Below are 24,745 nucleotides of genomic sequence, written 5' to 3'. Positions count from 1 at the left end.
GCTGCCACCGTCCGAAAATCCCCCCACCCCCGGGGACTTTACGCATTTCTGGCAGATATCTAGTGGGAGGAAATCCTCCATGAATGTGTCACGACGGTCGGTCCTCGCGTCCGCGCTGGCCGCGTCGGCCGCGCTCGGCGGCGTCGGCGCTGCCCAGCAGGGTGCCGCGGCGGCCGAACCCAGGCGCCGCGCCCAGTTCGGACCCGCCGCCAGCCCGCCCGGCGATGTGGTCGGCAAAATCACCGTGGGCTATCAGGGCTGGTTCGCCTGCACCGGCGACGGCGCCCCCATCAATGGCTGGTGGCACTGGAGCCAGAACATGAGCCAGCCGCCCTCGCCCAGCAATACCACCATCAAGTCGTGGCCGGACATGCGGGAATACACCCGCGGTTACCGGACGGCATATGCGAATCTCAACGGCGGCCAGCCCGCGACGCTGTTCTCCTCCTGGGATCAGCAGACCGTCGACACCCACTTCCGCTGGATGCGTGAGAACAACTGCGACACCGCGGCGCTCCAGCGCTTCAACCCGTACAGCCCCGAGGGCCCCACACGGGACGCCATGGCGCAGAAGGTACGGCAGTCCGCCGAGGCCAACGGCCGCAAGTTCTACATCATGTACGACGTCACCGGCTGGACCTCGATGCAGTCCCAGATCAAGGAGGACTGGACGACGAAGATGCGGGCGCACACCGCGTCCAGCGCCTACGCCAGGCAGAACGGCAAGCCGGTGGTGTGCATCTGGGGCTTCGGCTTCAACGACCCCGGCCGGCCCTTCGCGCCCGCGCCGTGCAAGGACGTCGTCGACTGGTTCAAGGCCCAGGGCTGTTACGTGATCGGCGGAGTGCCGACGCACTGGCGCAACAGCACCGACGACTCACGGCCCGGATTCGGGGACGTGTACCGCTCGTTCAACATGATCTCGCCCTGGATGGTCGGGCGGATCTCCAATGTCGCCGACACCGACCGCTTCTTCCGCGACGTCAACACCCCGGACCAGGCGGAGTGCAACGCCCGTGGCATCGACTACCAGCCGTGTGTGCTGCCGGGCGATCTCCAGGAACGGCACCGCGCGCACGGTGACTTCATGTGGCGGCAGTTCTACAACATGGTCCGGCTCGGCGCGCAGGGCATCTACATCTCGATGTTCGACGAGTTCAACGAGGGCAACCAGATCGCCAAGACCGCGGAGAACGCCGCGCAGGTGCCGTCAGGTTCCGGCATCTGGGCGCTGGACGAGGACGGGACCTCCTGCTCCTCGGACTACTATCTGCGGCTGACCGGCGACGGCGGCCGGATGCTCAAGGGCCAGATCGGGCTGACGGCGACCAGGCCCACGCAGCCCAGGGTCTGACGGGCACGGGACACAGAACAACTGGGCCGCCGGGATCTCACCCCGGCGGTCCGTCATTTCGCCCTCTTCGTACGGGAGTTCGGTTCAGCCCACCGGCAGATGCCGGGCCCGGCCCTCCCGCCCCCGCAGCCGTGGGGTGAACGTCGCGTGGAAGATGGTCGACGCGGCCCCCACCGCCGCCGCCTCCGCGCTGAGCACGGACGGCTCGACCTCAACCCGGCGCAGTCTTCTGGCCGTTGGGAACTCATTGACCGTACGGGTGATCTCGTCGAGGTAGAAGCCCGCGACATCCTCGGTGAAGAAGGGCCCGCCGAGCACGATCAGATCGATGTCCAGCAGATCGACCAGCCCCAGCGCCCCGCGCCCCACCGCCTGCGCCACCTCCCGTACGGCACCCACCGCCGCCGGGTCGCCCGCGGCGGCGGCCCCGCCCACCGCCAGATAGGCCGCCGTACTTCCTGAAGTCGTACTCCCCGAAGCGGTGCTCCCCGAGGCCGTCGTGCCCGACGCCGTCGGTGCGAGCGGTAGGGGCGGTACGGGCCGCATTCCGCCCCGTACCGCCAGATCCGGCACCGACACCGGCGGATTGCACTCGGGCAGGATCTCCGGCCGGCCGTCCTTGCCCACCCGTCCCAGCGCGATCGCGCAGAGCTGCCCGAACTCCCCGGCGTTGGAGCTGATCCCGCGGTAGATGTCACCGTTGAGATAGAGCCCGGTGCCCACGCCCGTACCGAGATACAGATACGCGAAGTCCCTGGCCCTGCGGTCCCGGCCGATCCAGCGCTCCCCGGCGGCGGCCGCGGTGGAGTCCTTCTCCATCAGGACGGGACACGGGAAGTGGTCCTTCAGCAGATACAGCAGCGGCAGATCGCCCCACGCCGACATCAGCGGCGGCCCCAGCACCGTGCCCGAGGCGATGTCGACCGGCCCCGGTACGGCCACCCCGATGCCCAGGAAGCCGTCCTCCCGTACCGCCCCACGCGCCTCGGCGAGCGTCTCGCGGCCCAGCGCGGCCACCCGCTCCACGAACTCCGCGGGATCGGTGTCGGGGGTGACCGGCCGGGTACGGGTGCACACGATCGCCCCGTCCAGGTCGATGACCACGGCGGTCAGCACCTCCGGGTCGATATGGATGCCGAGCGCGTGCGCCGCCGTACCGCAGAGCCGTACCGGCGTCCGGGGCTTGCCGGAGGTGGCGCGCCGCTGGGCGTCCTCGATCAGGATGCCCCGGTCCAGCAGCGAGCGCGCGATCCGGGAGACCGACTGCTGGGTCAGCCCGGTGCGGTGTGCGATCTCGCCCCGCGTGATGGTGCCCGAGAGCCGTACCGTCTCGATGACCACGCACTCGTTGAACGAACCGAGATCGATCTGGTTGACCCCGCTCCACGACTGGCTCCGCGCCGGGCCGCCGGGCCGTCCTGCCGGGTGGCGGGCGGCGAGATGCCCGGCCACGTTCTCGCGCAGCCAGCGCACCGCCGTGCACGGCCGGTCGGAGCGCGCGGTCGCGTACCGCTCCAGCTCGGCCGCGAGATCGAGATAGACCCGGCGCGAGGATTCGGGATGGCTGGTGCTGTCGAGCGCGATCATGGCCCGCAGGAAGGTACGCCAGCTCGACCGCGCCGGGATCTGATGGCACGTCACCTCTCCTTCGTACAGAGGCGGTACGGGCCCGGCACCGGCGTCCCAGAGCGTGATCGCGTGCAGGTCCAGGTCCGGATGGCTGCGGCCGGCCTCGGCCAGATACTCCGCCAGACCGTCCGCCCCGCCTGGCCCGGGCCCGCCGTCCCGGCTGTCCTGGCGCGCCTTCGCCGCCGACAGAGCGGCCTCCAGCGCCCGGTCGAGACCGGCCAGCACCTCCGTGCCGATCACCGTTCCGGCGACGGCCGACCGGTCGGCGCCCCGCCGGGTCCCCACGAGCAGCACCGCGCGCAGCGGGTCCACATACAGGCCCATCACCCACACCGCGGCGGCGGGCAGCGGCGGTCTGGTCGGTACGGACGGAGCCCGCGCCTCGTCGTGGCCGAGCCGCCAGCGCCGCCGGATCCCCGCGACCGTGGCGTGCGAGAGCCCCAGCTCCCTGGCGATCGCGCGGGACGCGCCGCTGCCGCCGGGCGCCAGCAGCGTACGGGTCACCACCTCCGCCTCGTCGACCGTGGCCGGTCTGCCGGTGCGCGGCCGGTGTTCGAGCCCGTCGAGGCCCGCGCTCGTCCAGCGCTGCCGCCAGCTCCCCACGGTCTGCCGGGACACCCCGAGCCGACGGGAGATCTCGGCGTCGCGGAGCCCGTCCGCGGCGAGCAGGACGACGCTCGCGCGGGTCGCGAGCGCGCCGCCCTCCTCGGCCCAGCGGCGCAGTACGGCCCGGTGCTCGGGAGCCAGCGAGCCGTGCTGGGCGGTCGGCGAGCCGTCCGGACCCTCGCCACGCGGGGCATCAGGCACGGGCACCCCCGGCCCGGCCGTCCCCGCGCACCAGCCGCAGGGTGAGGATCTGGAACGGCCGCAGCGTCAGCGCCACCGAGCCGTTCTCGCACGGGCGCTCCGCGAGCGTCTCCTCCAGCAGATCCGTCTCCCGCGCTGCCACCACCGGGAAGGCCGCGGTGAGCGCCGTACGGACCCGGCCGCCGCGCGACTCGTAGAGCCGTACGATCACATCCCCCGAGCGGTCGTCGGCGAGCTTCACCGCCTCCACCACCACATCCGGGTGGTCCACGGACACCAGCGGCGCCCCGGCGGGCCCGGCGGCCCCCGGGCGCAGCGGCAGGGCGAGGGCGTACCCCTCGGCGATCGCGTCGCCGACACCGGCCCCCGGCCGCAGGGTGTGGCGGAAGACCTGGGGTCCGCGGTCGGCGTGCGGATCGGGGGAGTGCGGGGCACGGAGCAGGGAGAGCCCCACGGTCGTGGTGGTCCCGGAGTCCTCACGGGTGTGGCGTGAGACGTCGTATCCGTACGTCGAGTCACCGGCCAGCGCAACACCCCAGCCGTGCTCGCCGACATGGATCCAGCGGTGTGCCCAGAGTTCCGGACGGGCCGCGTCCGGGCCGGAGTTCTCGTGCGTCGGGCGCTTGACATGGCCGAACTGGATCTCGCCCGTGCTGTGTTCGGCGTGCACGTCCAGCGGCCAGACGGCCTTGAGGAGGGTGTCCCGCTCCCGCCAGTCGACCTCCGTGGCGACGCTCAGCACACGGCTGCCCGCCGTCAGGGACAGCTCCTGCCCGATGGTGGATCTGCCGGTGCTCCGTACCACCCGTACCGACGCCAGCAGTGGGCCGCGCGCGGTCACTTCGACCTCGCAGGCGCGGTCCAGGTCCCGGGCGGTGCGGTGGTAGTGGGGGTCCAGGTGCCAGGCGCTGCCGCGCGGCACGTCGTCGCGGTACAGGCGCAGCAGATTGCCGGCGGCGCCGGGCGCGATGGCGTCCCGGCCGGTGGCCAGGTCCAGTACGGAGCGTACGAGCCCCTCGGCGTCGAGACGGACCCGCAGCAGCCCGTTGTCGAGCAGCACCCCGCCGCCCTCGGCGGGCCGGGCGCTCACCGGCGCGACATCTGCGAACTCCCCGGCGCCCACCGGACCACGGCCCAGCGCGGGTGCCTCGGCGAGGACCGCGATCCGGCCGTCGGCGAGCCGCTGGCCGCCCTGCGCGGGCCGGTCCCCGTCCAGGACGACCACTTCGCGGCGGGCGTACGGCCCGGCGTTGAAGACGGCCGTCTCCGCGTCGGGCGCGCCGACGGCACGGCGGATGAGCTGCTCAAGACCCCGGTGGATCTCGCGGTGACCGCGCTCGGCCTCCTGATGCGCCCAGGCGATCGAGGTGCCCGGCAGGATGTCATGGCTCTGGAGCAGCAGAACCTTCTTCCAGAGCGCCTCAAGCTCCTTGTACGGGTACGGGATGCCGTCCCTTACCGCGGCCGTCGCCGACCACAACTCGGCCTCGCGCAGCAGGGATTCGGCGCGCCGGTTGCCGCGCTTGGTGCGCGCCTGGCTGGTGTACGTACCGCTCCTGACCGGATCGGACAGCTCGCCGCGCCACACCGGGGCGTCGTCCGTCTGCTCGTCGAGGGCGTCGCGGAAGAAGTGCGAGGGGTGCTGGATCCCGACCCGGGGCGAGCCTTCGAGGTCGGCGAGGCGGCGGGCGCGCTCCAGGGTCTCCCGGGTGGGCCCGCCGCCGTCCGCGTGCCCGAAGGGCAGCAGGGAGCGGTTGCCCACGCCCCGACCGGTCGTGTCGGCGAGGGAGGTGGGGGAGGTGTACGAGGCGACCGCGCCGGCCAGTTCACCGCCGGTGAGGCCGAAGTCCTGGGCGGCGGGCGGGAGATGGCTGAACAGGCGGGTGCCGTCCAGCCCCTCCCACCAGAAGGCCCGCCGCGGCACATCGCTCGCCGCGGCCCGCCCGCCGAGGAACCAGCGGGCCCCCGCGAGCGCGGCCACCTGCGGAAAAGCTGCGCTCATCGTGGCGGAGCCGGGCAGCCAGACCCCGTCGGTGTCGCCGCCCAGCTCCTCACGGTGGAAGCGCCGCCCGTACACGAACTGCCGTACCAGCGCCTCGCCGCCCGGCAGCGCGCCGTCGGCCTCCGCCCACATCCCGCCCACCGGCGCCCAGTTGCCGTCCGCGACGGCCTTGCGTACCCGCTCGAAGACATGCGGGTGGTGGTCCTTCATCCACGCGTACCGCTGGGCCGAGGCCGCGGCGAAGATCAGCTCCGGATACTCGTCGGCCAGCGCGGTCATCGTGCTGAAGGCGCGGGCGGTTCTCCGTACCGCCTCGCGCGCGGGCCACAGCCGGGCCGGGGCCTCGGGGAGATGGCCGACGGCGGCGACGGTGTGCGCCGACTCATGGGCACGGCGGGCCAGTACGGGAGCGAGGACCGCGCGGGCGGCCCCGGCCGTGCCGGCCACATCGCGCGGGTCGACGGCGTCCACGGCCAGTTCCAGGGCGCGCAGGATCTCGTACCGGCGGGGGAGTTCGACGGGGAGCGCGCGCATCAGCCCGTCGAGGACATCGATGTCATGGATGAGCTGCCAGATGTCCTCGTCGCGGACGGCGAGATCGGCGCGGAGCAGCCGGTGCAGCGGCTCGTCGCCCGCGGTGACCGGGTCGCCGTACGCCGTACCGGCGCCGGATTCCGTATCGATCGGGGGATTGGCGGCGGCCTCGACGAGCAGCCGGACCTGCTCGCCGCCGCTCGCCGCCGTGGAGACGGTCAGGGACCGGTTGAGGGGGTGCAGGCCCTGGAGGGGCGTGCCGTGCGCGTCGTGGACGAGTCCCTCGGCACGGCTGTCGAAGCCGAGGTCGAAGACCGCCTCCACACGCCGGCCGGCCCAGCGCTCCGGGACGGTGGCACGGACCTGGAACCAGGTGGTGGACCAGGGGCGGCCCCACGCGTCGCCGACCACGAAGGGCGTGTAGTCGGCGCGCAGGGCCACATCGACGGGGACCGGCTCGCCGGGAATGTGCCAGGCGCCGACCTCCATCGGAAGCCGTTCGGTGTAGAGCGCGGGGCGCATACGGGCGGTGAGGAAATGGGCTATCCGCTCTTCTCCGGACTTCCTGCGGTCATGCATGGGCGGCCCTTCCTGTCCAGCCAGTAACCGCCATGTAAAACCAAGAGTGTTATCAAGTCAACGCCTTTCCCCATTCCTTCTTGTGCCAGGTGATAAGGGCCTGATGGGCGGCTGTCAGGCCAATTAATGGCCGAATAGTGAAGGCCCCGGAAAATAATTGAATTGACTATCCGCTCACCGGTTCCGGCCTGGCGCAGGTGCTCTCCACCGGCAGCGCCCGGCCCTCCCGCGCCGAGGCGAGCAGGGTCAGCATGATGTCGAGGACATGGCGCGACAGTTCGGCCGACGCCCGGTGCGGACGGCCCGTGGCGAGCGCCTCGGCCAGATCGGCGAGACCGGTGCCGCGCCCTGCTCCGGCGTATCCGGCGGACACGGGAAGGGTTTCCCAGTCGCCGCCGTCGCGATGGAGTGCGACGGGTCCGTCGAAACCGTTCGGGTCGGGCACCGAAAGGGATCCCCCGGTGCCGTGCACCTCGATATTGGGCAGCCGGGCCCCATGGATGTCGAAGCTCATCACCAGGGTGGTGAGTGCCCCGTTCGTATGGTGCAGTACGCCGGTGACATGCGTGTCCACCTCGACTGCGAACCGTTCGCCCGCCCGGGGGCCGCTGCCGATCTCCCGCTCGGCGCGGGGCCGGGAGGCCGCGCCGGTCACCCGGGCGACCGGGCCCAGGAGATGGACGAGTGCGGAGAGGTAGTAAGGGCCCATGTCGAGCAGCGGTCCGCCGCCGGGCCGGTAGTAGAACTCCGGGTCCGGGTGCCAGCGTTCATGTCCCGGGGTGGTCATGAAGGCCGTCGCGGCGACCGGCGTGCCGATCAGCCCGTCGTCGACCGCCCTGCGGGCCGTCTGGATCCCCGTACCGAGAACGGTGTCGGGCGCGCAGCCGATCCGCAGCCCCATGGCCCCGGCGGCGGCCAGCATGGCGTCCGCCTCGGTGAGGGTGGCGGCGAGCGGCTTCTCCCCGTACACATGCCGTCCCGCGGCCAGCGCGGTCAGGGCCACCTCGGCATGGACCGCGGGGATCGTCAGATTCAGTACGGCGTCGACATCGGGGCGCGCCGCCAGCTCGGCCACCGAGCCGCTGACCGCGATCCCGGGGACCCGGTCGGCGACCGCTTGAGCCCGGGCGGGATCGAGATCCGTGACGGCCGTCAGGACCACGTTGTCCAGCCGTTCCAGGGTGTCCAGATAGGCGCCGCTGATCTTGCCGGCGCCCACCATCCCGATCCTCAGCGGCTCGCCCACAGCAGTCCCCTCTCGGTGAGTGTCCGTACCTCCGGCACATCGAAGTCGTCCGGCTTGTGGCCGATCGCGGAGACGAAGACCCGGCCCGCGCCCCACGTCCTGGTCCAGACGGCGGGCATGGTGACCGGCCGCGCCCGGTCCTCGTCGGCCGCGAACTCCGTGGTCGCGAGGACATCGATCAGCGGGTCGGTGAGCATCCAGTACTTCTCGGTGTGGACCTCGAAGGGCCCGAGTCCGGCGATCACCGGATGGTCCGACTGCTCCTCCGTGGGTGTGACGGTGTGGTCGGAGAAGCCGGGCGGGTGCATCAGGAACTGCCCGCCGGTCAGCAGCTGATAGCCGACATCGCCCCGGAAGGAGTCGACGATTCCGCCGTGCCAGCCGGCCAGTCCGGTGCCCGCGCGGACGGCCGCGGCGAGCCCGGCGCTCTGCTCCTCGGTGATCTCGCCCATGGACCAGCACTGCACCACCAGATCGGTGGCGGCGAGGAGTCCGGCGTCGGCGTAGACATCGAGGGTTCCGGAGGTACGGACGGTGAAGCCGCGTGCGCGCAGGAAGGGCAGGAACAGTTCCGTGATCACCACGGGCTGATGGCCCTCCCAGCCGCCACGGACGACAAGTGCCTTGCGGTCTCCGGAGGTTTCGGACGTCACGGTCGTTGCACGCTCCCATCGGTGCTGCGCAGCAGGGCCCAGCGGTCGTGTTCCAGCGGCTCGGGTACGGGATGGCGGCGGGCGGCGGCCTCGTCGAAGTCGACCCCGTGCCCGGGGGTCTCATGAGGGGCGAGGCCCCCGTCCCGGGCGGTGATGGTGCCGGGGAAGACCTCGGCGACCGCCGGTTTGAAGACCGCCGCCTCCTGGACCCCGAAGGCATGGCTGCTGATGTCCAGCGCGAGGGTGGCGGCCTGGGCGACAGGGCTGACATCGGCGGGGCCGTGCGGGGCGAGCCGTACCCCGCGCAGCTCGCAGTAGGCGGCCAGTTTACGGACCGGGGTCAGCCCGCCCAGGGTCGGGATCCGCACCCGGGCGAAGTCGATGACCGGCACGGGCCCGTCGAGCAGCGCCAGGAACTGGCCGGTGTCGCTGAAGAGTTCACCGACGGCGAGCGGTACGGAGGAACCCGCGCGCACCCCCGCGAAGTGCGCCGAGTCCTCCGGGGCGAGCAGGTCCTCGACGAAGTACAGCCCGGCCCCCTCGACCCGGCGCAGGAAGTCGCGGGCCTGCCGGGGGTCGAGCCGTTCGTGCACATCGTGCAGCAGTTCCGTACCGTCGCCGACGCGCGCCCGTACCTCGGTCAGGACGGCCGGTACGGTCCGTACGTACGCGGCGGAGTCCCAGGGCACCGCGCGGTGGCGCAGCGCCCGGGCGTCGGCCGTGCCGCCCGCGCCGGTGCCGTAGGTGTCCGAGCCGGGGACCGCCGCCTGGACGCGGACATGCCGGTAGCCCCGCTCGCGCGCGGCGGTCACCTTGTCGGCGATCTCGGCGGCGTCCGCGCCGTCGACATGGGTGTACGCGTCGGCGCGGGTACGGACCCGGCCGCCGAACAGCGAGTACAGCGGGGCGCCGAGCCGCTTCGCCTTGAGGTCCCACAGGGCGACGTCGACACCGCCGAGCGCGTTCCCGGTGACCGAACCGCCGCGCCAGTAGGCGCTGTTGAGCATCAGCCGGTGCAGGTCCTCGATGTCGTCGGGATCGCGCCCGACGAGCAGCGGGGCCAGATAGTCGTCGAGCACGGACCGTACGGCGAGGGTGCGCTGTGGATCGCTGGCACACCCCAGGCCGTACAGCCCCGGGTCATTGGTCTCCACCCGGACGATGAGATGGGGACAGCCGTGCGGGGCTGTCAGAAAGGTGCGTACGGCCGTGATGCGGACCTTGGCGCCGCGTTCCTCGACCCAGGGCGCGGGCGCGAGAAGAGGCGCGGGGGCGGGAGGATCGGAGCGGGCACCGGGCTGAGCCATGCGAACTCCAGCGTACGGATGGCGGAATGATGTACTGCCATCTGAACGTAGGGAGGTCGGCTTTCATTTGTCAATGACTCTACCAAATATGGTCCCCGAAGGGCTCAGTGCTGTCCCAGCCGCTTGAGCAGAGTGCCCAGCGAGTGGGCCGCCTCGGTGACCGCGCGGGCCACCTCCTCGGCGCGCGCGTCGTCCATCCGGCTCTTGGGTGCCGAGCAGCTGATCGCGTCGCCGCCGCCATGGCCGGTGCCGAGCGCCACGGCCACACACCGGATGTCCGGCGAGTTCTCGCCGTCGTCCATCGCCCACCCCCGCAGCCGGGCCTTCGAGAGCTGGCTCAGCAGCGCCTCGGGATCGGTCACGGTGTCCGGAGTGAGCCGTTCCAGCGGCCAGTTGAGACGCATCCGCACCTCCGCCGCGTCGTACTGGGAGAGCATCGCCTTGCCCAGCGCGGTGGCGTGCGCGGGCAGTCTGCGGCCCACCGCCGAGTACATCCGCAGCGCATGCCGCGACTCACGTTTGGCCAGGTAGACCACGTCCGTACCGTCCAGCCTGCCCAGGTGCACCGACTCGCCGGTCTCCTCCGCGAGTGCGTCGAGCACCGGTCCCGCGAGGCTCGCGACATCGTCTCCCTCCAGATACGCGGTCCCTGTCAACAGGGCTTTCAGGCCAAGGCTGTAGCGGGTCCCCGACGGGTCGAGGTCCACCCAGCGCCGTGCCTCCATCGTGCGCAGGATCGCGTGCAGACTGCTCTTGGGCACGGCCATCGCGCCGGCCATCTCGGCGAGCGAGAGCCGGGCGCCCTCCGCGCCGAGCAGTTCGAGCACCTCCAGTACCCGAGCGGCGGACTTGACCTCTTCGGGCCTGCGCCCGCGCGCTGCTGCTGCCACCGATTCCACGGAACCTCCGCTTCCCGCACCGGCGCCCCTCGGCGATCCGGTCAGCACGAAATCTCGACGTGCGTCTTGACGCTATATCACCCCGACCATAAGTTCAGTCACTCCAACGTCATTCGGTCTTCTGAACGGTTAATCCTTAGGCAGGGGCCATGCGTATACCTTTTTCGCGGAATGTCCGGCTCGCGGTGGTCGCAGCGGCCACCGCCCTCTCACTGACCACCCTCGCCGCCTGCGGCGGTTCGTCCGACTCCGGCGGGGACTCCTCCTCGCTGGAGATGTGGACGTTCAAGCAGTCGCATGTCGGCGCGCTGCGCGCCGCGGCGGCCGAGTTCAAGAAACAGACCGGTATCTCGGTCAAGATCGATGCATACACCCCCGACGAGGCCTACACCACCAAGGTGCAGAGCGCGGCCAAGACCGGTGACCTGCCGGATGTGCTGGAAGTGCACTCCGACGGCGAGGACCGGGTCTTCGGCGCCGCCGGGATCGCCGCCGACATCAGCGGCGACTTCAAGGGCGAGTGGGCCGCCCGTATCCAGCAGCCCGTACAGCAGTCCGGGCTCGTCACCGAACAGCGCTTCAAGGACGCCCAGTCCGAGGCCGCCAAGGACCACGGCATCGAGAAGGGCGCCCGCTACAGCGTGCCGCTGACCGTGGGCACCTTCGGCATCGTCTACGCCAACAAGAAGATGCTGGCCGAGGCGGGCATCACCGAAGCCCCCGCCGACTGGCAGGGATTCCTCGACGCGCTCAAGGCCACCACCGCCAAGAACCCCACCACCGGCGGTCTCGCCCTCGGCCTCAAGGTCCAGGCCACCGGACTGACCTGGGTCCTCCAGCCGCTCGCCTTCAGCCAGCTCGGACAGCAGGGGTACGAGGCGCTCTTCGGCAAGGACCGGAGCGCCGACTTCGGCTCGCCCAACGGGATCAAGGTGCTGAGCCTGTACGACCAGTTGACCCCGTACTGGATGCCGGGCGCCCAGAGCCTCACCATCGACGAGGCCGACCAGGCCTTCGCCCAGGGCAAGGCGGCCTTCGACGTCGGCGGCACCTTCACCCTCGCGTTCCTCAAGCAGAACGGCATGAGCCCGGACGACGTGCTCACCTTCGCCCTGCCCTCCGTGAAGGACGGCGCCGTACCGGACCGGGCGCTCGGCCCGCTCGCGCTGACCGGCCTCAGCGTCACCTCCACCAGTGACCAGCCCGACAATGCCAAGAAGTGGATGGAGTTCCTCTCCACCCCGAAGGTCGCCGCCCAGTTCGCCAAGGACGCCTCCGACGTGCCCGCCACCGAACTCGGCGCGGACTCCGCCACCGTCCTCGGCCCGGCGCTCGCCGCCATGGTCGAGAGCTTCAAGGGCACCCCGCAGAACACCTATGACCCCAACCGCGGCAACGAGTTCCGCGCGCCGGGCTACGAGCAGGACGACGCCGGCGCGATCCTCGCCGACCTCAGCCCGCTCAAGCAGCGGTCCGTCGAGCAGACCGCCGAGAAGCTCCGCGAGCTGAACGCCTCCTTCTGGGCGGCGGCGCAGTGACCATGGCTCCTGGCGCGGTGACGGAGGCGCCGGCGGCAGGTGGGACATCCCGCCGGCGCCCGCGTTCGTACGAGGCGCTCACCGGGTACCTGTTCGTCGGCCCCGCCGTGGTCCTGTTCTGCGTCATCGGCCTCTACTCCGTCGGATACGGCTTCGCGCTCAGCTTCGCCACCTGGAACGGCTTCACCCCGAACTGGAAGTGGGTCGGTCTCGACAACTACGCCGACCTGCTGTGGCGCAGCCCCGTCTACGCGCCCCGGGTCCGGAACGCCGCGCTCAACACCCTCTGGGTCATGATCGCGGCCCCGGCCCTGACCGTCGCGGTCTCCTTTCCGCTGGCCGTCCTGCTCAACCGCGTCCGGCGCTTCCAGTCCGTGCTGCGCTCGGTGTACTTCCTGCCGTACGTGACCAGCGGTGTCGCGGTCTTCTTCGCCTGGCAGTACATCCTCCAGCCGGACGGCGCCGTCAACACCCTGCTCGGCAGCGTGGGCCTCGGCTCCCTCCAGCAGCCGCAGGGCTGGCTCGGCAACCCGTCCACCGCCCTGCCCACCATGATCGTGGTGACCGTCTGGGGCCTGGTCCCGGTCGCGATGCTCCTCTATCTCACCGGACTCCAGAGCGTCGACCGCAGCGTGCTGGAGGCCGCGGAGCTGGACGGCGCCGGCTGGTGGCGTACCAACGCCTCGGTCATCTGGCCGCTCGTACGGCCCATCACCGCCGTGGTGACCCTGCTCAATCTGCGGGAGTCCCTCCAGGGCTTCCAGACCTTCCTGGTGATGACCAACGGCGGCCCCGGCGACCACACCAATGTGCTGGGCCTGGAGGCGTACCGCCTCGCCTTCCTCAAGCAACTCGCGCCCACCCTGGGGCTCGCCAGCGCGCTCGGCTGGATCCTGTTCGCCGCGGCCCTGGTCCTCGCCCTGATCAATCTGCGCGCGCTGCGGAGCAGGACATGACGCCCCGGAGCGGAACATGACATCGCGGAGCACCACATGACATCGACAACCCTCGCGGCGCGCCCCGGCCCGCCGGACGAGCGCGCCGCCCGTACCCGCCGGCTGGTCGCCCGTACCGTCGTCGGCGTACTCCTCGCCGGGTACGGACTCGTCAGCGTCTACCCGTTCCTGTGGATGGTGTCGGCGGCCTTCAAGAACCAGATCGAGGTCGTACGCGGCGGACATCTCATCCCCGACGACCCGACGCTCTCCACCCTCGTGGACACCTGGAACAAGCTGCACTTCTTTGACTTCTTCCTGAACAGCCTGCTGGTCACCGGCTATACGGTGGTGCTCACCCTGGTGATCTACGCGGCGGCCGGCTACGCCTTCGCCGTGCTGCGCTTCCCCGGCCGGGGCCTTCTCCAGAAGCTCTTCGTCTCGCTGCTGTTCGTGCCCGGCATCACGGTGATGCTGCCGATCGTGCTGCTGGAGAACACCCTGGGCATCCTCGGCACCCACTTCGGCCTGGTGCTGCCCTTCGTCAACGGCGGAGCCCCGCTGTCCATCCTCCTGATGACCGGCGCCTTCGCGGCCGTACCGGCCGAACTGCGCGACTCGGCGCGCGTCGACGGCGCGGGCGAACTGCGGATCTTCGCCAGCGTCTATCTGCCGCTGGCCAGGCCCGCGCTGATCACGGTGGCGCTGCTGACGGCCATTCCGACCTGGAACGAGTTCCTGCTCACCCGGGTCTCGCTCAACGACCCGTCCACCTACACCCTGCCGCTGGGCCTCCAGACGCTCTCCGCCGAGAACGTGCCGCACTACAACAATCTGATGGCGGGCGCGCTGATCGTGGTCATCCCGGTGATCCTGCTCTTCCTGAGCCTCCAGCGGTACTTCGTCAACGGCCTGGTCGGGGCGGTGAAGGGCTGATGCGGGTGCTGGTCACCGGAGCCGCCGGCCATATCGGACAGTTCGTACGGGACGATCTCCTGGCCCGCGGCCACCGGGTCGTCGCCACCGATCTCGTCCCCGTCGACGACCCCCGGGCCGAGGCCGTCCACACCGGTGATCTGCGCGACCCCTGCCTGGTGCGCAAGGCCATGGACGGGGCGGACGCGGTCGTCCATCTCGGCGCGATCCCGCACCCCAAGTCGGACGACGACAGCGACCTCTTCGCCACCAACTGCCTGACCGCGCACCGGGTGCTGGACGAGGCGGGCCGCTGCGGGGTCCGCCGGGTGGTGGCCGCCTCCAGCATGGCCGCCGTCGGCCTCGCCTGGTCGCCCGTGCCCCAGTCGCCGCGGTACGTCCCCCTGGACGAGGAGCATCCGACGCTCGTCCAGGACCCCTACGGACTGTCGAAGATCGTCCTGGAGGAGACCGCCCGCGCCACCCACCGCCGCTACGGCACGGACATCGTCTGTCTGCGGTTCCCCTTCACCGGCACCGGGGAGCGGCTGCGCCTCCAGCTCGACGCCGTACGGGCCGATCCCGCGGCGCACCGGATGGACCTGTGGGGATGGCTGGACACCAGGGACGCTGCCGAGGCCGTCCGCCGGGCGCTGGAGACGGAGCTGTCCGGCTGCCATGTGCTCCAGGTGACCGCGCGCGACACCAGCTCGCCGGTGCCGACCGCCGAGCTGATGCAGCGCTACCACCCGGGGGTGCCCGCCTTCGCCGAACTGGCCGGCCACGGCTCGCTGTTCGACACCGGGGCCTGTGCCCGGCTGCTCGGATTCGTACCGCGGTACGACTGTCCGGGTTAGGCTGCGGAAGGTCCGGGCCCCTGCCGCAGGACCGGGACCCGCCCCGAACCACCCGATACGGAGAACACGCACCATGGACACCGCCCCGCGCCCCACCGGCGAACTCACCTACCGGGACGCCACGGCGGCCGACACCGAGGCGCTGGTCGCCCTCATCGAGTCGGCCTACCGCGGGGACAGCAGCCGCCAGGGCTGGACCACCGAGGCGAACATCCTGGAGGGCCAGCGGACCGACCCGCGCGGAGTGCTGGAGGTCATCGAGTCGCCCGGCAGCCGGCTGCTGGCCGTGGAGCGCGACGGCGAGCTGATCGCCTGCTGCCAGCTCGAACACCGCGGCGAGGCCGCCTACTTCGGCATGTTCGCGGTGCTGCCCGGCGCGCAGGGCGCGGGTCTCGGCCGGCGGATCATCACCGAGGCGGAGCGTGTCGCACGGCGGGACTGGGGGGTCCGCGAGATGCATATGACCGTGATCACGGTCCGTGAGGAACTGATCGCCTGGTACGAGCGGCGCGGCTACCGCCGTACGGGAAAGCTCCAGCCCTTCCCGTACGGCGACGAGCGGTTCGGCATCCCGCTCCGCGCCGACCTGGCCTTCGAGCTGCTGGTCAAGCCGCTGGTGTGATACGGAGCCGGGCCCGCGCGGCAGGAATCGCGCGGCCGGGGACCACGCCCGCGGTCTGCGGCAGCGCGCGGCCCGGGACCAAGCGGTTCGGGACCAAGCGGTTCGGGACCACGCGGTTCGGGACCACGCGGCCCGGCTTTCCCGCTCAGGCAGTGAAGCGGCCGGTGCGGCGGATCTCCGGGAAGTCGGTGGTCACCGCGTCCAGCTCGAAGGCGCGCGCGAGCCGTAGCTGACTCTGGCTGTTCACCACCCAGCCGATCACCCGCAGCCCCTCGGCGTGCGCGCGCTCGACGACCTCCAGGGTCAGCCTGCGGATGTTCAGGGCCAGCGAGGCGGCGCCCACCGCCCTGGCCCGTTCCACCACGTCCGCGCCCCAGCGGCTCGCGATCAGCACCGTCCGTACCCCGGGCACCAGCGCCGCGATCTCGGCGACCGCCCCGTCGTGGAACGACGACACCTCCACCCGCTCGGCCAGACCGCGTCGCCGTATCACCTCGGCCAGCGCCCGGGCCGCGGCGACATCCTTGATCTCCGCCTGGAGCGGTGACCGTACGGTGTCCAGGACCTCCTCGAAGACCGGGACCCGCTGGCCGTCACCCGCGTCGAGCTCCCGCAGCTCGGCGAGGGTCCGGTCGGCGATCGCGCCGGTGCCGTCGGTCGTACGGTCCACTTCGGTGTCGTGCATGACGACGAGCGCGCCGTCCTTGCTCAGATGCAGGTCCAGCTCGATGGCGTCCATGCCGGCGCGCTCGGCCCGGACGAAGGACCGCAGGGTGTTCTCCGGCTCGACACCCATCACTCCGCGATGCCCGATGGTCTGGAAAGTCAAGATTCTTCTCGCTTCCGTCGACAGCGGCTCCAGCGGGGCAGCCTAGGCCCTGCCGGGCGGATGGGACCCTGTCGCGCGCCGGGGAGCTGTGTGCCGCACGATGGAACTGTGTGTCGGGTCTCCGTAGTGCAGGAAAAATCGCGGTGACCATGCGGGTCGGCAGGATAATTTCTCACAGTCATTCTTGTACGGCGGAACAAGAGACCTATACGGTGTCTTTACGCCAAGATCTCGCGTGGAGGAAGTGACATGACGGAAATTCTTGCGCAGGACGCCGCATCCGGCACAAGCCGTGCTGCCGGTGCTGTCGGTGCTTCCCGAGTGGTCGAGCACCCGGCCTGGCCGCGGCTCAAGAATGCCGTCGAGGAGATCCGGCCCTGGCAGTCCAAGGACGGCTCGATCGACTTCGACGCCGAGGGCGCGCCGTCGCGCGGTGCCGCCGAGGCGGCGCTCGACCGGGTGATCACCGCGGTCGAGCAGCTCTCCCCGCTGCTGCCGCACGATGCCGCGTACCACACCGCGCTCGTCGCGGACCTGCGCAAATGGGCGGACAGCGCCTTCGACGTACCCGACTTCCTGGACTCGCTGCTCGCGTTCCAGCCCGCGGCCGACCGGCGTGACGGCCTCCAGCATCTCGCCGTCTTCCCCATGTACACACAGAACGGCAACCCGGACCGCAATCTGGAAGCCGTCGTGCTGCGCATGGTCTGGCCCGAGTGGCTGGCCGAACTGGAGCGCACCCGCTACGACAACCCGCTCTTCTGCGGCATCACCTTCGAGGCCTTCACGGCCGGATACGACACCAACTCCGCGGTGTTCTTCCCGGAGACCATCGCCATGCGCGAGGTGCCTGAACGATTCACCTGGGGCGGGATCTTCTGCGACCGCGAGGCCGCCCGCTTCCGCCGGGTCACCGAGGCCGCGGTCCGCACCCTCGGGGTCCGGCTGCCCGACGACATCGCGGAGATGATCGCCGACCAGGACCGCTGCCAGCAGGCCTTTGTGCTCTGGGACATGATCCACGACCGTACCCACAGCCATGGCGACCTGCCCTTCGACCCGTTCATGATCAAGCAGCGCCAGCCGTTCTGGATGTACGGACTGGAAGAGCTGCGCTGCGACCTGACCGCGTTCCGCGAGGCGGTACGGCTGGAGGCGGACGGCGTTGCGCAGGGGCGCGATGTGCAGTACGCGGTGCTGTTCGACCGGATGTTCCGCTTCCCGGTCACCGGCGCGCGGGTGCGCAACTACGACGGTCTGGGCGGGCAGTTGCTCTTCGCGTATCTCCACCGGAACGATGTGCTGCGCTGGACCGACAACACCCTGCGCATCGACTGGGAGCGCGCCCCGGAGGTCACCAACCAGCTCTGCGCGCGGATCGAGGACCTCTACCGGGCCGGGATCGACCGCCCCAAACTGGTCCACTGGTTCGCCGCGTACGACCTCGTCGCGGAGTACCTCTCCCCGCACCCGGGCTCCCGCTGGGCCAAGGGTCCCGAGGCCCTCGACCTCACCCAGCCGCCCCGTAAGCTGGTCGACGACGTGCTGCCGGACGAGTTTCCGCTGAGCATGTTCTACGAGGCGCTTGCCAAGAAGCTGAAGAACGTGATCGCCTCGACCAAGGGGATCACCGCCACGAGCACCGAGCGAGCGGCCGCGTGAGCCCTCACCGGCGGGAGGCGGTGCGCATGAACGAGAGCGGTGGGAACGGCGGTACGGGCGTGAGCGCCGGTACGGGTACGGGCAGGGCCGGCGGCGCGGGCGGGAACGGCGGCGCGCTGGACGGCGCGGTCGTCGCGGTCGCGGGAGCCGCGGGCCCGGCCGGACAGGCGGCCCTGCTGCGGCTGGCCGAGGCGGGCGCCACCGTCGTCGCCGCCGACGCGGATCCGGCGCGGCTGGCGAAGGCCGTCGACGCGGCGCGGTACGCGCACGGCGGAGCCACCGTCACCGGCGACACCGTCGATCTCCTCGACCTCGCGGCCACCCGTGCCTGGGCGGACCGGACAGAGAAGGAGTTCGGCCGGATCGACGGACTGGTCCATCTCGTCGGCGGCTGGCGCGGCAGCGCCACCTTCGCCGCGACCGACCTCGCCGACTGGGACCTGCTGGAGAAGCTGCTGATCCGTACGGTCCAGCACACCTCGCTCGCCTTCCACGACGGGCTGCTGCGCAGCGACCGCGGACGGTTCCTGCTGGTCAGCGCGGCGGGCGCGACAAAGCCCACCGCGGGCAACGCCGCCTACGCCGCCGCCAAGGCCGCGGCGGAGGCCTGGACCCTGGCGCTGGCCGACGACTTCCGTAAGGCGGGGGGCGCGGAAGGGCCCCGGGCGGCGGCTGCCATCCTGGTGATCAAGGCGCTGGTGCACGACGCGCTGCGCGCCGAGCGCCCGAACGCCACGTTCGCGGGCTTCACGGACGCCACGGAGCTGGCCGAGGCCATCGCCGGGGTCTGGGAGCGGCCCGCCAGGGAAGTGAATGGAAAGCGCCTGTGGCTGACCCCCGAGCCGTGAGCCGTACGACCGACGCGCGCCGGCACCACGATCCCGAGGTGCGCGGCTTCGCCAGCGACAACTACGCCGGAGCCCACCCCGAGATCCTCGCCGCGCTCGCCGTCGCCAACGGAGGCCACCAGGTCTCGTACGGCGACGACGCGTACACGGAGCATCTCCAGCGGATCATGCACAGCCACTTCGGGCAGCACGCCGAGTGCTTCCCGGTCTTCAACGGCACCGGCGCCAATGTGGTGGCGCTCCAGGCGCTCACCGACCGCTGGGGCGCGGTGATCTGCGCCGAGTCCTCGCACATCAACGTCGACGAGTGCGGTGCGCCGGAGCGGGTCGGCGGGCTCAAGCTGCTGACCGTACCGACCCCGGACGGCAAGCTCACGCCCGAGCTGATCGACCGGCAGGCGTACGGCTGGGAGGACGAGCACCGGGCCATGCCGCAGGTCGTGTCGATCACCCAGAACACCGAGCTGGGCACGGTCTACACGCCCGCCGAGATCCGGGCGATCTGCGAACACGCCCACGAGCGGGGCATGAAGGTCCATCTGGACGGGGCGCGCATCGCCAACGCGGCGGCCTCGCTGGACGTCCCGATGCGGGCGTTCACCAACGTGGTGGGGGTGGACGTCCTCTCGTACGGCGGCACCAAGAACGGCATGCTCTTCGGCGAGGCCGTGGTCGTCCTCAACCCGGACGCGGTACGGGCGATGAAGCACATCCGCAAGCTGTCGATGCAACTGGCGTCCAAGATGCGCTTCGTCTCGGTGCAGTTGGAGGCCCTGCTCGCGGGCGACCTCTGGCTCCGCAACGCCCGTCACAGCAACGCGATGGCGCAGCGTCTCGCGGAAGGCGTCCGCGCGGTGGACGGCGTCCGGATCCTCCACCCCGTCCAGGCGAACGCGGTCTTCGCCCGCCTCCCCCACGAGGTGAGCCGCCGCCTCCAGCGCCGCTTCCGCTTCTACTTCTGGGACGAGAAGGCGGGCGACGTCCGCTGGATGTGCGCGTTCGACACCACGGAGGACGACGTCGACGCGTTCGTCCAGGCCCTCAAGGAAGAGATGGCGGCGTAGCCCGCACCGCCGGCCTGGGTTCTCAGGATCCGGTGCAATGGGGTGGACTGTGCGGTGCTGTACGATGCACCGCACAGTCCACTCACAGCCGCACCCGAAAGTCCTGAGGCAGCACAGACCATGACCCTGACGCTCACCGTGTCCGACGAGGTGCGTGACCTCGCGCCCGGATTCACCCATCTCGCCGTCGAGGCGCACGGCCTGGTCAACGGGCCCAGCAATGAGGACAGTTCGGCGCTGCTGGACGACGCGGTGCGGCGGCTCGCCGACCGGCTGGGCGGCCGGGCGCCGCACGAGGATCCGCATCTGGCCGCCTGGCGCGCGGTGTACAGCGCCTTCGGCGCCAAGCCGTCCCGTACCCGCAACTCCGCCGAGGCCCTCGCCAAGCGCGCTCTGTCCGACGGAGGGCTGCCGCGGATCAATCTGCTCGTCGATCTCTACAACGCCGTGAGCGTCGCGCATCTCATCCCGGTCGGCGGCGAGGACACGGACCGTATCGCCGGCGGGATGCGGCTCGTACGGGCCACCGGCGACGAGCCGTTCGCGACCGCCGCCGGAGGCGAGCCGGTGGTGGAGCACCCCGAGCCCGGCGAGGTGGTCTGGCGCGACGACGAAGGCGTCACCTGCCGGCGCTGGAACTGGCGCCAGGGCGTCCGCACCCGGCTGACCGAGGAGTCCGTGAACGCGGTCTTCCTGCTGGAGCGCCTCGCGCCCATGACATCCGCCGAACTCGACGCCGCGGGCGCCGAACTGGCCGAATCCCTGGAGAAGCTGAGCCCCGGAGCGCGGATCACGGTCCACCCGGCCCGCTGACACCCGGCGCCGGCCTCGAAGCTCCTGTCAGCACCCGCCGGTGGAGAGACGTTTCGGCCGCAGCGGTCCCAGCGGGTCTAGCGGGTCTCCAGCTCGCGGGCCTCGGCCGGCGTCGGCGCCGTACCGCCCAGATGCGTCGGCACCCACCAGGTGTCGTGCGCGTCCCTGGGCCGTACCGGATACGCCCGCTGCGCCGCCTCCAGCAGCTCCTGCACCCGCTCCCGCAGCCGCCGGGTGATCGCGCCCGCGTACTGGTCCGCCGCCGCCTCCACCTGCTCGCCCACCCGGATCGTCACCGGAATGTGGCTCCGCCGGAAATTGCGCGGCCGCCCCTTCGTCCACACTCGCTGCGTCCCCCACAGCGCCATCGGGATCAGCGGCACCCCGGCCTCCTGCGCCAGCCGCGCCGCCCCCGACTTGAAGCTCTTCAGCGTGAACGACTGGGAGATCGTCGCCTCGGGGAAGACCCCCACGATCTCACCCGACCGGAGGGAGTCCAGCGCGTGCGAATAGGCCTGTTCACCCTGCTTGCGGTCGACCGGAATGTGCTTCATCCCGCGCATCAGGGGCCCCGAGATCCGGTGCCGGAAGACCGACTCCTTCGCCATGAAGCGCACCAGACGCTTCTGCGGCAGCGCGGCGAGTCCGGTGAAGATGAAGTCCAGATAGCTGATGTGGTTACTGACGAGCACGGCGCCCCCGGCGCTCGGAATGTGCTCCGTACCCTGCGTGTCGATCTTCAGGTCCAGCGCCTTGAACATCGTGCGGGCGGCGCCGATGACCGGTCGATAGACGAACTCTGCCATCTGGAGGGGACCCTTCTGTTCCGGGGAGGGTTCTCCCGGCGGAAGTTACGCAGCCGTAGGTTTTCGGCATTGCGCCGATGGTGCCCCATACGCGGCCCCGTGGCCAGTCCTGGTCTGCGCGTACGGCGAGATTCTCGTCACGTCAGCGCAGCCCGAAGTTGGCCCGCCGTACGAGCAGATACATCTCGCACCCGAGGCAGTAGGCGAACGCCGCGTTGAGGAAGGCGGCGGCGAGCGCGCAGCCGGTCGCGGCCAGAGCCAGCCAGGACGGCCCCCAGAAGTAACCGGCGAGACCGGCCAGCGAGAAGACCAGCCCGACCGCCTGGGCGAACCGCGGCGGCTCCGGCGACTCGAATTCCGTCGCCGGCCCGATCCGGGGGCGTACGGCCGTACGGAACAGCCGGCCGTACGGCGAGTGCTGCACCCCGGCCACCGCGCCCACCGCGAAGCACAGCGCCTGCCAGGCGAGCAGCGCACCGCTCCCGGTGATCAGCACCACCGCGAGCACCAGAGTGGTGACGGCCGCTCCGAACCGCGGCCCCCTGACGTCGATGTCCTTGTTCATGACGCCAGCATCCCCCGCCGGAGCCGCCGTGCGGCCCGGGAATATTTTGCGGTTGTGTGAACGCTGATACGGCGGTTAGGAGAAGGCGGATACCGGGCGTCAGCGCAGGCGGGATCTGCACAAGCGGGATCAGGACGGGCGGGATGACGGGACTGGTGGTGTGCGCGGCGGTGCTCGCCGTGGCGAGCGTCTTCGGACTGCTGCGCCGTCGCGTCGACGGGAGACTGCGGATGCGGGTGAAGGACGGCGAAAGGCGGCTCGGCGCCGCGGAGTTGGGCGCGGAGCTGGGGGAGCGGGCCACGCTCGTCCAGTTCTCCAGCGCCTTCTGCCAGCCCTGCCGGGCGACCAGACGCGTACTCGGCGAAGTGGCGGACATGGTCGACGGAGTCTCCCATGTCGAACTCGACGCGGAGCAGCGGCTGGAGCTGGTACGCGAACTGGGCATCCTCAAGACCCCCACGGTCCTGGTCCTCGACGCCGCGGGACGCATCGTCAGGAGAGCGGCCGGACAGCCCCGCAAGGCCGATGTGATCGCCGCGCTGGGAGAGGCGGTGTGAGCTACGTACTTGACTGCGCGCGGCACGTATCGTCACCCTGACGAGGTGCCCCCAGAACTCCTTCTCCATGGGCGGGTCCATGTCGATCTGGCCCGCAACGCGAGTGCGCGCTGTCCGGGCTGCTGAGCAGCCACGGACCCCGTTCGTATCTCCCGCAGAAGGACAACTCGATGACGGCGACGCCCGATCTCGGCACTCCTCAGCTTGCCTCCCCCGATCTGCTCCGCTCCGTCTTCCGGCGGCATGCCGCCGGGGTCGCGGTGATCACAGTCCGGGGCGACCGCCCGGCCGGATTCACCGCCACCTCCCTCAACTCCGTGGCCGCGGAGCCTCCGTTGGTCTCCTTCGGCGTGGGAGTCTCGTCCTCCACCTGGCCGGTCCTCGCCGAGGCGAGCCATGTCGGCGTCCATATCCTCGGTGAGCACCAGCGGGAGCTGGCCGCCACCTTCGCGCGCAGCGGCGCGGACCGCTTCGCGCCGCCCACGGCCTGGCGCGAGGGCCCCGAGGGCGTTCCGGTGCTGGACGGCGTCCTGGCGTGGCTGGTGTGCCGGGTGGTCACGCTCGTACCCGCGGGGGACCACCGTCTGGTGATCGCGCAGGCCGTCGCCGGTGACCCGGCCGGGTCCGGCCGGCCGCTCCTCTACCACCAGGGCCGCTTCAACGCGCTGCGCGACTGAGTTCCGCGGGACTCAGTTCCGGGGCTGAGGGCCGTACGCCAACGGATTCTCCCTGCACCGGCGTTGGCAAGCTCACAGGTATAAGCGCTTGCTCAGCGGGCATTCTCCGACTGTACTGGCGAGTAATATTTACTCCGGTACGCCGGTCCCCCGACCGGAAACCGCCCGATGAGGCGCCTATGCTGCGTGCAACAAGGCAGCCCGGAAATGACGATGCAGTAGGAGAGCCGGCGTGAGCTTGAGGATCGTTGTCTGTGTGAAGTACGTGCCCGACGCCACCGGCGACCGGCACTTCGCCGATGACCTGACCGTCGACCGCGACGACGTGGACGGTCTCCTGTCGGAGCTGGACGAGTACGCGGTCGAGCAGGCGCTGCAGATCGCGGACGACTTCGACGGCGACGGCGACGCGGAGATCACCGTGCTGACCGTCGGTCCCGAGGACGCCAAGGACGCGCTGCGCAAGGCCCTCTCCATGGGCGCCGACAAGGCCGTCCACGTCGAGGACGACGATCTGCACGGCACCGATGTCATCGGTACCTCGCTGGTGCTCGCCAAGGCCATCGAGAAGACCGGATACGACCTGGTCATCTGCGGTATGGCCTCCACGGACGGCACCATGGGCGTGCTGCCCGCGATCCTCGCCGAGCGGCTCGGCGTCCCGCAGGTCACGCTGCTCTCCGAGGTCTCGGTGGAGGACGGTCTCGTCAAGGGCCGCCGCGACGGCGACACCGCGAGCGAGCTGCTGGAGGCGTCCCTGCCGGCCGTCGTCTCGGTGACGGACCAGTCGGGCGAGGCGCGCTACCCCTCCTTCAAGGGCATCATGGCCGCCAAGAAGAAGCCGGTGCAGTCCCTGGACCTGGAGGACCTGGAGATCGACGCCGACGAGGTCGGTCTCGCCGGGGCCTGGACCGCGGTCGACTCGGCCGCGGAGCGCCCGGCCCGTACGGCGGGCACGATCGTCAAGGACGAGGGCGAGGGCGGCAAGCGGCTCGCCGAGTTCCTCGCGAGCCAGAAGTTCATCTGAGGCCCGCGCCCCGCGCGCGG

22 protein-coding genes are annotated in these 24,745 nt (G+C 71.0%); 13 read left to right on the top strand and 9 right to left on the bottom strand.

Annotated elements, in window-relative coordinates; genetic code table 11:
• Positions 1-79 precede the first annotated feature (79 nt).
• Positions 80-1,354 (top strand): glycoside hydrolase family 71/99-like protein, encoded by a 1,275-nt coding sequence (locus ACFU9P_RS23050; protein WP_384083803.1) that lies wholly within the window; start codon positions 80-82, stop codon positions 1,352-1,354.
• Positions 1,355-1,438: 84 nt separating this feature from the next.
• Here ACFU9P_RS23050 and ACFU9P_RS23045 read toward each other — a convergent pair whose 3' ends face one another.
• The 6 genes from ACFU9P_RS23045 to ACFU9P_RS23020 all read right to left on the bottom strand — a co-directional run bounded on the left by ACFU9P_RS23045 (position 1,439) and on the right by ACFU9P_RS23020 (position 11,001).
• Positions 1,439-3,790 carry an ROK family protein gene (locus ACFU9P_RS23045; RefSeq protein ID WP_384083800.1) on the bottom strand — a complete coding sequence of 784 codons (2,352 nt, stop codon included), beginning with the start codon at positions 3,788-3,790 and terminating at the stop codon, positions 1,439-1,441.
• Entirely contained in the window at positions 3,783-6,905 is a 3,123-nt protein-coding gene (locus ACFU9P_RS23040; protein ID WP_384083797.1) for an alpha-mannosidase, read from the bottom strand. Before ACFU9P_RS23040 ends, ACFU9P_RS23045 begins: the two co-directional genes overlap by 8 nt.
• 166 nt (positions 6,906-7,071) lie before the next feature.
• Positions 7,072-8,151 (bottom strand): Gfo/Idh/MocA family protein, encoded by a 1,080-nt coding sequence (locus ACFU9P_RS23035; protein WP_384083794.1) that lies wholly within the window; start codon positions 8,149-8,151, stop codon positions 7,072-7,074.
• Entirely contained in the window at positions 8,136-8,804 is a 669-nt protein-coding gene (locus ACFU9P_RS23030) for a ThuA domain-containing protein (protein ID WP_384083791.1), read from the bottom strand. The genes ACFU9P_RS23035 and ACFU9P_RS23030 overlap by 16 nt, the downstream gene beginning before the upstream one ends.
• On the bottom strand, positions 8,801-10,111 hold the full coding sequence (locus ACFU9P_RS23025) for an enolase C-terminal domain-like protein (RefSeq protein WP_384083789.1): 1,311 nt from the start codon (positions 10,109-10,111) through the stop codon (positions 8,801-8,803). The genes ACFU9P_RS23030 and ACFU9P_RS23025 overlap by 4 nt, the downstream gene beginning before the upstream one ends.
• A gap of 104 nt (positions 10,112-10,215) precedes the next feature.
• Positions 10,216-11,001 (bottom strand): IclR family transcriptional regulator, encoded by a 786-nt coding sequence (locus ACFU9P_RS23020; RefSeq protein WP_384083786.1) that lies wholly within the window; start codon positions 10,999-11,001, stop codon positions 10,216-10,218.
• 158 nt (positions 11,002-11,159) lie between these two features.
• On the opposite strand from ACFU9P_RS23020, the gene ACFU9P_RS23015 reads away from it, so the two are divergent.
• The 5 genes from ACFU9P_RS23015 (at position 11,160) to ACFU9P_RS22995 (ending at position 15,877) form a co-directional block, all read left to right on the top strand.
• A complete protein-coding gene (locus ACFU9P_RS23015) occupies positions 11,160-12,548 on the top strand; it encodes an ABC transporter substrate-binding protein (RefSeq protein ID WP_384083783.1) in 1,389 nt (462 codons plus the stop codon).
• 17 nt (positions 12,549-12,565) lie between these two features.
• On the top strand, positions 12,566-13,504 hold the full coding sequence (locus ACFU9P_RS23010; RefSeq protein ID WP_384083780.1) for a carbohydrate ABC transporter permease: 939 nt from the start codon (positions 12,566-12,568) through the stop codon (positions 13,502-13,504).
• Between the two features lie 36 nt (positions 13,505-13,540).
• On the top strand, positions 13,541-14,419 hold the full coding sequence (locus ACFU9P_RS23005) for a carbohydrate ABC transporter permease (protein WP_376372702.1): 879 nt from the start codon (positions 13,541-13,543) through the stop codon (positions 14,417-14,419).
• Entirely contained in the window at positions 14,419-15,255 is an 837-nt protein-coding gene (locus ACFU9P_RS23000) for an NAD-dependent epimerase/dehydratase family protein (protein ID WP_384083777.1), read from the top strand. The genes ACFU9P_RS23005 and ACFU9P_RS23000 overlap by 1 nt, the downstream gene beginning before the upstream one ends.
• Before the next feature lie 73 nt (positions 15,256-15,328).
• Complete coding sequence (locus tag ACFU9P_RS22995) at positions 15,329-15,877, top strand: GNAT family N-acetyltransferase (protein ID WP_376372697.1); 549 nt, start codon at positions 15,329-15,331, stop codon at positions 15,875-15,877.
• A gap of 145 nt (positions 15,878-16,022) precedes the next feature.
• Here ACFU9P_RS22995 and ACFU9P_RS22990 read toward each other — a convergent pair whose 3' ends face one another.
• Complete coding sequence (locus tag ACFU9P_RS22990; RefSeq protein WP_376372694.1) at positions 16,023-16,706, bottom strand: glycerophosphodiester phosphodiesterase; 684 nt, start codon at positions 16,704-16,706, stop codon at positions 16,023-16,025.
• A gap of 249 nt (positions 16,707-16,955) precedes the next feature.
• Between ACFU9P_RS22990 and ACFU9P_RS22985 the strand changes: the two genes are divergently transcribed.
• The 4 genes from ACFU9P_RS22985 (at position 16,956) to ACFU9P_RS22970 (ending at position 21,093) form a co-directional block, all read left to right on the top strand.
• Complete coding sequence (locus ACFU9P_RS22985) at positions 16,956-18,368, top strand: DUF6421 family protein (protein WP_384083773.1); 1,413 nt, start codon at positions 16,956-16,958, stop codon at positions 18,366-18,368.
• Positions 18,369-18,394: 26 nt separating this feature from the next.
• Positions 18,395-19,216, top strand: a complete 822-nt coding sequence (locus tag ACFU9P_RS22980; protein WP_376372688.1) for an SDR family NAD(P)-dependent oxidoreductase — start codon at positions 18,395-18,397, stop codon at positions 19,214-19,216.
• Positions 19,195-20,280, top strand: a complete 1,086-nt coding sequence (locus ACFU9P_RS22975) for a threonine aldolase family protein (protein ID WP_384083770.1) — start codon at positions 19,195-19,197, stop codon at positions 20,278-20,280. Before ACFU9P_RS22980 ends, ACFU9P_RS22975 begins: the two co-directional genes overlap by 22 nt.
• Positions 20,281-20,400: 120 nt before the next feature.
• A complete protein-coding gene (locus ACFU9P_RS22970; protein WP_384083767.1) occupies positions 20,401-21,093 on the top strand; it encodes a B3/4 domain-containing protein in 693 nt (230 codons plus the stop codon).
• A gap of 77 nt (positions 21,094-21,170) precedes the next feature.
• Here ACFU9P_RS22970 and ACFU9P_RS22965 read toward each other — a convergent pair whose 3' ends face one another.
• A complete protein-coding gene (locus ACFU9P_RS22965; RefSeq protein ID WP_376372680.1) occupies positions 21,171-21,899 on the bottom strand; it encodes a lysophospholipid acyltransferase family protein in 729 nt (242 codons plus the stop codon).
• A 142-nt stretch (positions 21,900-22,041) separates the two neighbouring features.
• The gene (locus tag ACFU9P_RS22960; RefSeq protein ID WP_376372678.1) at positions 22,042-22,464 is read right to left on the bottom strand and encodes a DUF4395 domain-containing protein; all 423 of its coding nucleotides are present in this window, start codon (positions 22,462-22,464) and stop codon (positions 22,042-22,044) included.
• A 143-nt stretch (positions 22,465-22,607) separates the two neighbouring features.
• Here ACFU9P_RS22960 and ACFU9P_RS22955 point away from each other — a divergent pair, with 143 nt between their 5' ends.
• The 3 genes from ACFU9P_RS22955 (at position 22,608) to ACFU9P_RS22945 (ending at position 24,725) form a co-directional block, all read left to right on the top strand.
• Entirely contained in the window at positions 22,608-23,021 is a 414-nt protein-coding gene (locus tag ACFU9P_RS22955; RefSeq protein WP_376372675.1) for a TlpA family protein disulfide reductase, read from the top strand.
• A gap of 170 nt (positions 23,022-23,191) precedes the next feature.
• Complete coding sequence (locus ACFU9P_RS22950) at positions 23,192-23,698, top strand: flavin reductase family protein (RefSeq protein WP_376372673.1); 507 nt, start codon at positions 23,192-23,194, stop codon at positions 23,696-23,698.
• A 232-nt stretch (positions 23,699-23,930) separates the two neighbouring features.
• Positions 23,931-24,725: an electron transfer flavoprotein subunit beta/FixA family protein gene (locus ACFU9P_RS22945; RefSeq protein ID WP_376372671.1), complete on the top strand. Its 795-nt coding sequence runs from the start codon at positions 23,931-23,933 to the stop codon at positions 24,723-24,725.
• Positions 24,726-24,745: the final 20 nt, after the last annotated feature.

This window comes from Streptomyces sp. NPDC057617 (assembly GCF_042800555.1).
Lineage (GTDB): Bacteria > Actinomycetota > Actinomycetes > Streptomycetales > Streptomycetaceae > Streptomyces.
Note: the sequence above shows the minus strand (reverse complement) of the source record. Positions and strands in the feature narration are given on the sequence as shown.